Origin of the sequence: Thauera sp. SDU_THAU2 (genome assembly GCF_038260575.1) — a bacterium.
GTDB lineage: Bacteria > Pseudomonadota > Gammaproteobacteria > Burkholderiales > Rhodocyclaceae > Thauera.
The window spans coordinates 2,801,066-2,812,417 of record NZ_JBBWUN010000003.1; the positions used below are offsets into that span (position 1 = coordinate 2,801,066).

Consider the following 11,352-nt stretch of genomic DNA (forward strand, 5'->3'; position numbering starts at 1 on the left):
GGCCGCCGATGGCATGCTCACATGCCGAGCGACTTCAGCAGCGCATCATGCTCGTCGGCATCAGCCGCCGGCACCGCGGCTTCCGGCGGACGGCGGTTCTGCTCGAGCAGTTCGTCCGGATCCGGCGCCTCGTTCGGTTCGAAATCGACGAGCTTGATGAACTCGGTGTGATCGACCGCCAGTTCCAGGTAGAAGACGTTGTTCTGCGCGGTATAGAAAGTCACGCGCCGCGCTTCGGGCTGATCCAGCTTGGTATCGACGCTGAGGATGACCTGCTTGTTGAGCACCAGCATCTTGGGCTGGTTCTGCGTGATGTCGATCTGCAGTTCGCGCCCGACCTTGCCGGTGAAGTTGCCGACGATCTGGTTCATCAGCTCGCCCATGACGTTGCTGACTTCGTCCGACGTGTAGGCCACCGCCAGTTCGGACCTGGCCATGCCCATGCTGAGCATGTAGCGCTCGTAGATCTCCATCGCCGCCTGCGCCGAGAAGTTCATCACCACCAGCCCGGAGAAGCCGCCGTCGAACAGCACGAAGCAGCCGATGTCGGGCTTGAGGCAGGTCTTGGTGATCTTCTGCACCATGCCGGAGAAGCGGATGTCGCCCTGGGTGGCCTTGCCGAGCACCGAGGCTACGGAATTGCACAGGCCCAGCAGCAGGTCTTCGGTGCCGAATACGACGGGATGGTCAGCCTTGTTCATGGCGCTCGGGAAACGGATGGGATCGATGGCCTTTTGTAGCACAGGCGGAGATCGCCGCGCAGGCCGATCTCATAAGCCGTGTGCATTCATGCACGGATCACCCCTCGTCACCCGGCGGGGCCGGACACGGCGGGCCTACCGTCGCGCACCAGTGCCGACACCCTGGCATCCACGGTCAGAGACAGCGCAGCCAGGGCCGCCGCCCTGGCCCGTCCCTCAGCCGTGGCACGGAACAGGTGGGGCGTCATCAACAGCAGATCGGCGATCGCCTCCGCGCCTTCCAGCTCCAGGGCGAAGCGCAGGCCGTCACATGTCCCCAGATCGAATCCTGCCGGCACCGAAGGTTCGCCCTTGCGCTCGGGCTTCAGCGCCGGATAGATGATCTCGCGCAGCTCTCGCAGATGATCCGGGCCGGCATCGACCTGCAGCAGCAGACCGCCGGGTTTCAGCACCCGGGCGAACTCCGCATATACCGGAAAACCGAACATGCACAGCACGCAGTCGAGCGTGGCGTCCGCCAGCGGCAGCCTGGCGTTGCTGCCCACCAGCCAGGTCGCTTCGCGCTGCTGCTTCGCCGCCGCCTGCACCGCCCATTTGGAAATATCCACGCCGACCGGGGCAAGCTCCCGGGCCGCAGCCGCAACCCCGAGCCGGCGCAGGTAGTAGCCTTCGCCGCAGCCGGCGTCGAGGCAGCTCGCCTGCCCTTGCGGCGGCAGCCCCGCCAGCACCTTGCGGCTCACTTCGTCGGCAATCGGCTGGTAATGGCCGGCATTCAGGAAGCGTCTGCGTGCCGCGACCATTTCCTTGCTGTCGCCGGGGTCGCGCGAACGCTTCTGCTGCACCGGCAGCAGGTTGACATAGCCTTCGCGGGCGATGTCGAAGCCATGTCCGGCCGGGCAGCGCCAGGCCGGGCCGTCACGCCGCAGCGGCGCCGCATCCAATGGACAAATCAGATTCTGGAACGGAATGATCATGGGCGCGAAGCGTGCAGCAGGCCAGACGCAAACACAAGCTGCCAGGCATCCGCGGACACCGTACAATCGAACAGGATCCACGCAGGACGCGCCATGAACACCGTAACGGCCTCATCCGACATCGCAGAGAAGTCGGCTCGAAATCAGACACCCCGCACAGCCGCCCATGCCGACCGGAGCGACCTCGTCGACATGCGCCCGTCGATCGGGGATTCGCTGCAGCTCGACTGGGGCATGCCGCTGAAATCGCAGAAAACCTACGTCAAGCTGGTGGGTTACCTGAAGGATCGCTCGATCATCGTCACCACACCGACCATCGGCGGATGCCGGCTGGAGCTGGTCGAAAATGACAACGTGCTCGTCCGCGGCTTCTCCGGAACCAACGCCTATGCTTTCCGGGCATCCGTGCTGCGCGTGAGCCGGCTACCCTTCGATCATGTCTATCTGTCGTTTCCCGACAACGTCTTCGGCCGGCCCGTGCGCCGGTCCCAGCGCGTCAGGACCGAGCTCGAGGCCGAGCTGCACTCGGAGGTCCCGGGCCGGACCGGGCCGATCCGCGCACAGATCGAAAATCTCAGCGCCCTCGGCGCACTGGTTTGCACCGAGCACCTGCTCGACCCCGAGTTCCCCTTGCGCTTCAGCGCCGTGCTGATGCTGCACGGCAACAGCATCACGCTGGAAGCCGACAGCATGATCGTCAGCCACCACGTGGAAGCGAACGGCAGCGGCATCCACAGCTACGGCCTGAAGTTCACCGCCCTCGACGCGAGCGACGCAATGCTGCTCAAGGCATACGTCTACCAGCAGATCGTGGACTACCCGGACTCGGTATGTTGACGCGGCGCACGGCCGCAAAGATGCATTCGTCCGCCGGAAAAGCAAAAACCCGCTGAATCAGCGGGTCATGTGCTTGTCTGGCGGAGACGGAGGGATTCGAACCCTCGATACCGTTTTTGACGGTATGCTCCCTTAGCAGGGGAGTGCCTTCGACCTCTCGGCCACGTCTCCATCAGGAAGGCGCGATCATAGCGAGTTCGTGCCTCCCGGTCAAACGCTATTCACTAGCTTTATCAGGCCGCCGTATCGAGGCCGAAAGCCTTGTGCAGCGCGCGCACGGCGAGCTCCAGGTACTTGTCTTCGATCGCGACCGAAATCTTGATTTCCGAAGTCGAGATCATCTGGATGTTGATGCCTTCCTCGGCCAGCGTGCGGAACATCTGCGAGGCCACGCCCGGGTGGGAACGCATGCCGACACCGACGATGGAAACCTTGCACATGGTGTTGTCGGTCTCGATCGCGCGGGCGCCGATGTGGGTCTTGACACTGTCGAGCACCTTGACCGCCTTGTCCAGGTCGCCGCGCGCCACCGTGAACGAGAAGTCGGTGGTGCCGTCGTGGCTGACGTTCTGGATGATCATGTCGACATCGATGTTGGCGTCGGCGATCGGCCCCAGGATCTGGTAGGCGATGCCCGGCTTGTCGGGCGCGCCGACCACGATGAGCTTGGCCTCGTCGCGCGAGAAGGCGATGCCGGAGATGATGGGCTGTTCCATGTTCTTGTCTTCCTCAACGGTGATGAGCGTGCCCTCGCCTTCGCGATCTTCGAAACTGGAGAGGACACGCAGCTTGACCTTGTACTTGCCGGCGAATTCGACCGAGCGGATCTGCAGGACCTTGGAGCCGAGGCTGGCCATTTCCAGCATTTCCTCGAAGGTGATGGTGTCGAGCTTGCGGGCTTCGGGGACGATGCGCGGATCGGTGGTGTAGACCCCATCGACGTCGGTGTAGATCTGGCACTCGTCGGCCTTCAGCGCCGCGGCCAGCGCCACCGCAGTGGTGTCCGAACCGCCGCGGCCGAGCGTGGTGATGGCACCGTGCTCATCCACGCCCTGGAAGCCGGCGACGACGACGACCCGGCCGTCGTCCAGATCCTTGCGCACCGGTGCCTCGTCGATGTTCAGGATGCGCGCCTTGGTGTGCAGCGAATCGGTCAGGATCCTGACCTGGCCGCCGGTATAGCTCTTCGCCGGCACGCCGATGTCCTCCAGCGCCATGCACAGCAGGCCGATCGTGACCTGCTCGCCGGTGGATACGACCACATCGAGCTCGCGCGGTGCGGGGTTCGACGCAACTTCCTTGGTGAGAGCGATCAGGCGATTGGTCTCGCCGCTCATCGCCGACACCACGACAACCACCTGATGCCCCTGCGAACGGAACTTCGCCACCTTGCGGGCGACGTTCTTGATGCGCTCGGGGCTGCCTACCGAGGTGCCGCCGTACTTCTGAACTATCAGTGCCATCGTCGTATCCAAGTACCTGTGGATAAAGCGGATGATTCTAGCGAAACGTGGAAAACTTTGCAGGACATCACACGCTCAAACCGCCAAACACACCCCCTACGCACTTAATGATAAAAACGTGAAATTTATCATTGTATTTGCACGGGATAGTGATCTATACTTTTTCTCGTAGTATTACTTAAGTCATAAACCGGCCTACAATCGCGCTAGCGCTGTCATGGTAAATCCATGACAAGTGCACTCAACCAAGGAAATAGAGATGAAATCCAGTGACAATATCGACGTCCGTGAAATCCGTCGCAAGCTGGGCCTGAACCAGTCCCAGTTCTGGTCCAAGATCGGCGTCACCCAGAGCGGCGGCTCCCGCTACGAGAGCGGCCGCAACATTCCCCGCCCCGTTCAGGCGCTGCTGCGCCTGGTCCACGTCGAGCAGATCGACATCAACAAGGTCAAGAAGGACGACGTGGAAGTGGCCGAGTACCTGAAGGCCACCAACCCCGAGCTGTACAAGACCCTGAAGAAGGAAGCACGCGCAAAGAAGAAAGAGCGCTGAGCGCCGTGCGACGCAGCATCGAAGGCTGACGCGAACCGTCAGCCTTTTTTTATGTGCGCCGCCCGCCCACATCCAGCCAGGGAAAGCCCGGGCGCCCCGGAAAAGCGGCCTCGACTCAATCACTTGCGGATATTGCCACAGCAAGGGCTGCATATCGCTGATGCTATAATCCGCGCCCGTTTGAATGAGGTCAGCCATGCGCATCACCCGCCGTCTCGAATTCGATGCCGGACACAGGATTCCCGACCATGCCAGCCAGTGCCGTCACCTTCACGGCCATCGCTACGCACTGGAAGTGACCCTTTCCGGCGAAGTCATCAAGGCCGATGGCCTGCCGGTCAACGGCATGGTGATGGATTTCGCCGACGTCAAGCGCATCGCCAACGACCTCGTCGTGTCGCGCTGGGATCATGCCTTCCTGGTCTATCGGGGCGACACCCAGGTCGTCACCATGCTCGACGCCATTCCCGGCCACAAGACCGTCGTGCTCGACGTCGTGCCGACGGCGGAGAACCTCGCCGCCGAAGCGTTCCGCATCCTCGACCCGGCCTACCGCGACACCTACGGCAACCATCTGCGGCTCGAACGCGTACGCCTGTACGAAACCCCCAACTGCTGGGCCGACGCCGTCCGCAGTTGAGCCCCCTTGCCGTTCAGCGCTTGAACGGCAGCGCGGTGATCACCATCGCCTTGCGGCGATGCGCCAGCCAGTTGTCTCGATAGGCCTGCGCCAGCTCGCAATGGCCGCGCAGCACGATGACGTTTTCCGCGTTGCGGTTCTGCGCCGACCAGGTGAAATTGTAGGAGCCTGTAAGCACCGCGCAACCCGGACCGTCGGCATCGGCGATCAGCACCTTGTTGTGCGCGGCGTTGTACTCGGTCTCGACCGCCACCGGCACCCCACCCGCCAGCAGGATCGGCAAGGCATTGCCCTTGGGATTGCGGTTCATGTGGGCATCGGCCAGCACCTGCACCTTCACGCCGCGCCGGTGGGCCGCCACCATCGCGTTGGCGATCCGCTTGCTGGTGAAGGCATAGGCCTGCACGTGCAGGCTGTGGCGCGCGCGCTCGATGACGCCGACCAGCAGCGATTCGGCATCATCGCGCGGCGTGAAGGCGAGCTCGACCTCCCCCTTGGCGGCAAAGCGCTGCGACGCCGATGCCGGCGGCGGCAGTACCATCACCAAAGCCATCGCCACCGCCGGCAGCAACCTGGCCGGCAAACCCGGCCTGCCGGCTTCAGGCATCCGCCACCCGCTCCATCACCGCGGCGAAGAAGCCGTCGGTATCGTGCACATGCGGCAGCAGGCGCAGGCGCTCGCCGGTTTCCATTTTCACGCCCTGCTTGTCCAATACCTCCTGCGCCGCCACCGGGCGGAACTGCGGATGTGCCGCCAGGAAGGCATCGACCACTGCGTCGTTCTCCTCGGCCAGCAGGCTGCAGGTCGCATAGACCAGCCGCCCGCCCGGACGCACCAGGCGTGCCGCCGCAGCCAGGATCGCGCCCTGCTTGGCCACCATTTCATCCACCGCGGCCGGCGACTGGCGCCACTTCAGGTCGGGGTTGCGGCGCAGCGTGCCCAGGCCGGTACAAGGCGCATCGACCAGCACGCGGTCGGCCTTGCCGGCCATGCGCTTGAGCTTGGCGTCGTTCTCGTGCGCGATCAGCATCGGATGCACGTTCGACAGGCCGGCGCGCGCCATGCGCGGCTTGAGCTTGGCGAGGCGTTTTTCCGACACGTCGAAGGCATACAGCCGCCCGGTCGAACGCATCATTGCACCGAGCTGCAGCGTCTTGCCGCCCGCGCCGGCGCAGAAATCGACCACCAGCTCGCCGCGCCGGGGCTGCACCAGCAGGCCGAGCAACTGGCTGCCCTCGTCCTGCACCTCGAAGCTGCCGTCCAGGAACAGCGGATGCTTCTGCAGCGCCGGCTTGCCCGACAAGCGCACCGCCTGCGGCGACAGGCTGCCCGGCTCGGCGGCGATGCCGTCCTCGCGCAGGCGTGCGAGCAGGCTGTCGCGATCGAGCTTCAGCAGGTTGGCGCGCAGGTCGAGCGGCGCCGGCCGGTTCAGGCCTTGCGCCAGCGCCAGCACGCCGGCCTCGTCGAAGCTGCGCAGCAGGCGTTCGGCCAGCCAGTCGGGCAGGTCGGCGCGCTCGGCCAGGCTGGCTTCACCCAGCTCCGCCGCCTTCACCGCCGCCACCCAGTCGCGCTCGGTGGCCGAGGCGAGGCCTTCGAAATTGCGCATCGGCCAGCCTTCGCCGCGGGCGAACCAGGCCAGCAGCAGTTCGCGCGGCGTCGCCTTGTCGCCCGCCAGCCGGCGCAGCCAGCGCAGCCGGCGCAGCACGCCGTAGACCGTTTCGGCGATGAAGCCGCGGTCGCGGTGGCCCAGTTCGCGGTTGTCGCGGAAATGGCGCGACAGCACCGCGTCGGCCGGAAACTCGAACGCCAGCACGGCACCGAGAACCTGCGTGGTCTGGATGAACAGCGCGCGCGAAACGGCGCCTTCGGCTGCTGCCGGGGCACTTTTCACCGCAGCCTTTTTGGCTGCGCCGCCGGCTACGCCGCGGGTCTTGTTCCTGCTCTTGTCGTTGCTCTTGTTCATGTCAGTTCTTCTTGGTGTTTGCAGATGCGCCGACTTCGATCGCCGCGGCACGCTGATCCAGCACCCCGCCATCGTCGTCGGTGATGCGGATGCGGACCGGCAGCAGCTCATGCCGGACGGACAGCCAGATGTCGATGTCGAGCTCGCCGCCTTCGGCCGTCGCCCGCATCTTCAAGGTTTCCAGTTCGCCGGCCGGCAGTTTCAACTTCTCCGGCCCCATCGGCTCCAGCTTCGCCTGCTTGATGCTCTTGCCGGTGATCACGTTCAGGGCGACCGGCTTGTCCGCCCGCGCATGGCGTCGCGCCTGGTGCCACAGGCTGAGCAGATCCTGGTCGCCCGCGCCGATCGTGCCATGGCGACGCTCCTTGCCGTCGCGCCGCAGGCTGACGCGGGCTGCCGCCCAGTCGAAGTGGGCGCTGTCGAGCTTGCGCCCACGCTGATCGACGACGAACTCGTCCGGCAACATCCCTTCCGGCCCGACCCTGCCCTCGCTGCGCTGCTCGTACTGCAGGCCGAACAAACCCGCCAGGCCGCTCGCGGCGAGATTCAGGCGCAGTGCGTAACGATCCCGTTCGATTTTCCATTCGTGCAGCGCTTCACCGACCTTGAAGCCCTGCGAGCCGTAATGCACGTCGAAACGGATGCTGCCGGCCGAGGCCGGCACGGCGGCCGCTGCCCATCCCGAAGGCAGGAAAGCCCCCCCCGTCAGCACCGCCAGGGCCTGCAACACCTCACGCCGCGTCATGTTCATCGTTCGGCTCCCACATCTTCGATGGCGGGTACGACATACCCGCTTTCGGCTTCGATCCCTGCGCCGCGCAGCGACACGCGCCCCGCCTCATCCACGCCCAGCCGGCCCTCGACGAACCAGCGCACCGCCTGCGGATAGATCCGGTGCTCCTGTACCAGCACGCGCGCCGACAGGCTGGCTTCGTCGTCGCCGGGCAATACCGGCACCACCGCCTGGACGACGATCGGGCCACAGTCCAGCGTGGGCGTGACGAAATGCACCGTCGCGCCATGCACGCGCACGCCCGTCTCGATCGCGCGCCGATGCGTATGCAGGCCCGGGAAGGACGGCAGCAGCGAAGGATGGATATTGATCAGGCGGCCTGCGTAGCGGCGCACGAAGTCATCGGTCAGCACGCGCATGAAACCGGCCAGCACGACCAGGTCGGGCGCGAAGCGGTCGATGCATCCGGCCAGCGCATCGTCGAACGCAGCGCGATCCGGGTAGGCCTTGTGATCCACCACGGCGGCGGCGATGCCGCGTTCGGCGGCGAACGCCAGGCCGCCCGCATCCGGGCGGTTGCTGACGACCGCAGCGATGCGCGCACCGGGAATGGCGGCATCGACGATGGCCTGCATGTTGCTGCCGCGGCCGGAAACGAGAATGACGATGGACTTCATTTTGAAAACGATGGGTTGGGAGGGCCGGATCGAGTCGCCGGGGCAGCGCCTCAATACACCGGCAGGAAGACCGCCGTGGTCAGGTTCTGGACCACGCGCGTCACCGTGCGTTCGGTCTCTTCCTCGATCACGTCGGACAAGGCGTCGAGCAGGCCGATGATGCGGCCGAACTCGCGCTCGAAGCTGAGGTTGGGCGGGTCGCCGAAGTCGTTCGACAGCAGCAGCAACCCGCCGTTGCCGTCACGCGCGGTCGCCAGCTTCCACACCGCGATCTCGACGTTACGGGCCGCATTGTAGAGGTGCTGCGGCTCCAGATCATCCAGCAGGTAGAAACCTTCGCGGTCGCCGAAGGCCGACTGCACCATGCTGGCCAGCCCCACCACCAGGGCCTGCACCCGGTCGCCGCGGTATTCGGGGTGCAGCGCGACGTGCAGCGCAGCCAGGTCGCGCCGGTTGCCGAGCGAGGCGAAGCGCCAGCGGTGGCGCTCGTCGAAGATGCGCGAAATGGCCGCCTCGGCACTCGCCGCGTCGGACTTGCGCCATTCGCGCGGATTGCGCTTGTACAGCTTGTCGGCGAGGCGGCGCAGGCTGGCGAAGATCTGCTGCTGGTGCGCTTCGGCGACGCGGTTGAGATCGGTCTTGAACAACTGGCCCGGGTAGAAGCCGCGCTCCCTCGCCGCGCCGGGCGCGGTACCCGGCGTCGAACAGCCGGCCAGCGCCAGCCCGAGCACCACGGCCAGCGCCATGCGCCGACGCGATGCCTGGCGATCGGCCTTCGGGGCTGGCGGGGGCTTGCTCATGCGCGTCATGTCCCCGGGATCCAGGCCCGGCATCATACCGGAAGCACGGCCCGCCACCGCCCGCAGCGGCATCGGGCCACGCCGTATAATTGCGCCCTTCCCCATCCAACCGGGCCCGGCCATGTCCGTCATCCACCGCCTGTCCGACCTGCTGGTCAACCAGATCGCCGCCGGCGAGGTCGTCGAACGGCCGGCCTCGGTGCTGAAGGAAGTGCTGGAAAATGCCGTCGATGCCGGCGCACGCGCGATCGAAGTGCAACTGGAGCAAGGCGGCGTGCGCCGCATCCGTGTTGCCGACGACGGCTGCGGCATCGACCGCGACGACCTCGCACTGGCGCTGGAGCGCCACGCCACCAGCAAGATCGCCACCCTCGACGACCTCGAGCAGGTCGGCACCATGGGCTTTCGCGGCGAGGCGCTGGCCGCCATCGCCGCGGTGGCGCGCACCTCGATCACCAGCCGGGCCACCGGCGCCGGCCATGCCTGGCGCATCGACGGCGGCGACCGCAGCCTGGCACCCGCCGCACTCAACCAGGGCACGGTGGTGGACGTCGCCGACCTGTATTACAACACCCCGGCACGGCGCAAGTTCCTGAAGACCGAAGGCACCGAGTACGCCCACTGCGACGACATGTTCCGCCGCGTCGCGCTGGCGCGGCCGGACGTCGGCATGCAGTTGTCGCACAACGGCCGCGTCGTCCATCGCCTGCCGCCGGGCACGCCGGCGGTGCGCATCGGCGCGCTGATGGGCGACGACTTCCTGCAGCACGCGCGCGAAGTGTCGGCCGACGGCGGCCTGCTGCGCCTGACCGGCTTCGCCTCGCTGCCGGCCTATTCGCGCGCCAGCCGCGACGCGCAGTTCTTCTTCGTCAATGGCCGCTTCGTCCGCGACAAGCTGCTGACGCACGCGGTGCGCGAGGCCTACACCGACATCCTGCACGGCAGCCGCCATCCGGCCTACGTGCTGTTCCTGGAACTGGACCCGGCCGGCGTGGACGTCAACGTGCATCCGGCCAAGATCGAAGTGCGCTTCCGTGAATCGCGCGCGGTGCACCAGTTCGTCTACCACGCGCTCAAGCGCGTGCTGGCCGAATCCGGTGCGGGAAGGATCGATACGCAGGCGGCCGTGCCGTCCGCGCCGGGCACGGGCTTCGGCGGCGCCGCCAACACCTTGCGCTACACCTCGGCGGATGCCGCCTCGTCCGGCCACGACAGTGCCCGCCCCTGGCCTTCGTCCACGCCTCCAGCCATGCCCAGGCAGGGGCAGCTGGCGATGGATTCGGCCAGCCGTGCCTATCTCGACTTCGCCGCCAGCGCTCGCCCACCCGCCGGCGGCGCGCCATCTGCCGGCATGCCGACGGCTCCGCGATCCCTTCCGGACGACAGCGACGGCGCGCCGCCGCTCGGCTTCGCCCTGGCACAGCTGCACGGCGTCTATATCCTGGCGCAGAACCGCGCCGGCCTGGTATTGGTGGACATGCATGCCGCGCACGAACGCATCCTCTACGAGAAGCTCAAGACCGTGCTCGACGGCCGCCCTTCGGTACAGCGCCTGCTGATTCCCGCGGTGTTCTCGGTCGGCGCCAAGGACATGGCCGCCGCCGAGGAATGCAGCGAGGTCCTCGCCGCAATGGGCTTCGACGTCGGCGCCGCCGGTCCGCAGGAACTGGCGGTGCGCAGCGTGCCGGCCCTGCTCGCCAATGCGCCGGTGGCGGAGCTGATGCGCAATCTGCTCGAAGAGCTGCGCGAATTCCCCGCTTCCGACGTCGTCACCGCACGCCGCAACGAGCTGCTCGCCACCATGGCCTGCCACGGCGCGGTGCGCGCCAACCGCCAACTGACCATCCCCGAGATGAACGCGCTGCTGCGCGACATGGAGGCCACCGAACGCGCCGACCAGTGCAACCACGGCCGGCCCACCTGGACGCAGTTGACGATGGCCGATCTCGACCGCTTCTTCATGCGCGGCCAGTGAGGTCGCCAGGCCCGACTTTTCCCCAGCCATCGTGA

The 11,352-nt window shown here is 66.3% G+C and carries 12 protein-coding genes and 1 tRNA gene; 4 read left to right on the forward strand and 9 right to left on the reverse strand.

Translation table 11 applies throughout. The features are described from left to right. Positions 1-17: 17 nt before the first annotated feature. Both AAFL97_RS14680 and AAFL97_RS14685 read right to left on the reverse strand, forming a co-directional pair. Complete coding sequence (locus AAFL97_RS14680) at positions 18-701, reverse strand: DUF3334 family protein (protein ID WP_341645553.1); 684 nt, start codon at positions 699-701, stop codon at positions 18-20. Positions 702-808: 107 nt separating this feature from the next. Continuing rightward, entirely contained in the window at positions 809-1,675 is an 867-nt protein-coding gene (locus AAFL97_RS14685) for a putative RNA methyltransferase (RefSeq protein WP_341645554.1), read from the reverse strand. 93 nt (positions 1,676-1,768) lie between these two features. Between AAFL97_RS14685 and AAFL97_RS14690 the strand changes: the two genes are divergently transcribed. Then, entirely contained in the window at positions 1,769-2,512 is a 744-nt protein-coding gene (locus tag AAFL97_RS14690; RefSeq protein WP_341645555.1) for a flagellar brake protein, read from the forward strand. Between the two features lie 78 nt (positions 2,513-2,590). Here AAFL97_RS14690 and AAFL97_RS14695 read toward each other — a convergent pair. Further along, positions 2,591-2,683: transfer RNA gene (locus tag AAFL97_RS14695), tRNA-Ser, on the reverse strand. Positions 2,684-2,745: 62 nt separating this feature from the next. Continuing rightward, complete coding sequence (locus AAFL97_RS14700) at positions 2,746-3,975, reverse strand: aspartate kinase (protein WP_341645556.1); 1,230 nt, start codon at positions 3,973-3,975, stop codon at positions 2,746-2,748. Positions 3,976-4,234: 259 nt separating this feature from the next. On the opposite strand from AAFL97_RS14700, the gene AAFL97_RS14705 reads away from it, so the two are divergent. Then, the gene (locus tag AAFL97_RS14705) at positions 4,235-4,528 is read left to right on the forward strand and encodes a helix-turn-helix domain-containing protein (protein WP_068634944.1); all 294 of its coding nucleotides are present in this window, start codon (positions 4,235-4,237) and stop codon (positions 4,526-4,528) included. Positions 4,529-4,724: 196 nt separating this feature from the next. Next, positions 4,725-5,168: a 6-carboxytetrahydropterin synthase QueD gene (queD, locus tag AAFL97_RS14710; protein WP_263459801.1), complete on the forward strand. Its 444-nt coding sequence runs from the start codon at positions 4,725-4,727 to the stop codon at positions 5,166-5,168. Positions 5,169-5,181: 13 nt separating this feature from the next. Here the strand turns inward: queD and AAFL97_RS14715 are convergent, their stop codons facing one another. Genes AAFL97_RS14715 through AAFL97_RS14735 form a run of 5 tightly spaced genes read right to left on the reverse strand, consistent with a single transcriptional unit; the run spans position 5,182 to position 9,342 of the window. Beyond that, positions 5,182-5,775 (reverse strand): phospholipase D family nuclease, encoded by a 594-nt coding sequence (locus AAFL97_RS14715; RefSeq protein WP_341645557.1) that lies wholly within the window; start codon positions 5,773-5,775, stop codon positions 5,182-5,184. Continuing rightward, complete coding sequence (locus tag AAFL97_RS14720) at positions 5,768-7,132, reverse strand: RsmB/NOP family class I SAM-dependent RNA methyltransferase (RefSeq protein WP_341645558.1); 1,365 nt, start codon at positions 7,130-7,132, stop codon at positions 5,768-5,770. Before AAFL97_RS14720 ends, AAFL97_RS14715 begins: the two co-directional genes overlap by 8 nt. Before the next feature lies 1 nt (position 7,133). Next, positions 7,134-7,883: a DUF3108 domain-containing protein gene (locus AAFL97_RS14725; RefSeq protein ID WP_341645559.1), complete on the reverse strand. Its 750-nt coding sequence runs from the start codon at positions 7,881-7,883 to the stop codon at positions 7,134-7,136. Then, entirely contained in the window at positions 7,880-8,542 is a 663-nt protein-coding gene (gene purN, locus AAFL97_RS14730) for a phosphoribosylglycinamide formyltransferase (RefSeq protein ID WP_341645560.1), read from the reverse strand. The genes AAFL97_RS14725 and purN overlap by 4 nt, the downstream gene beginning before the upstream one ends. Positions 8,543-8,592: 50 nt before the next feature. Next, positions 8,593-9,342 carry a hypothetical protein gene (locus AAFL97_RS14735; RefSeq protein ID WP_341645561.1) on the reverse strand — a complete coding sequence of 250 codons (750 nt, stop codon included), beginning with the start codon at positions 9,340-9,342 and terminating at the stop codon, positions 8,593-8,595. A 121-nt stretch (positions 9,343-9,463) separates the two neighbouring features. Between AAFL97_RS14735 and mutL the strand changes: the two genes are divergently transcribed. Then, entirely contained in the window at positions 9,464-11,317 is a 1,854-nt protein-coding gene (mutL, locus tag AAFL97_RS14740; protein WP_341645562.1) for a DNA mismatch repair endonuclease MutL, read from the forward strand. Positions 11,318-11,352: the final 35 nt, after the last annotated feature.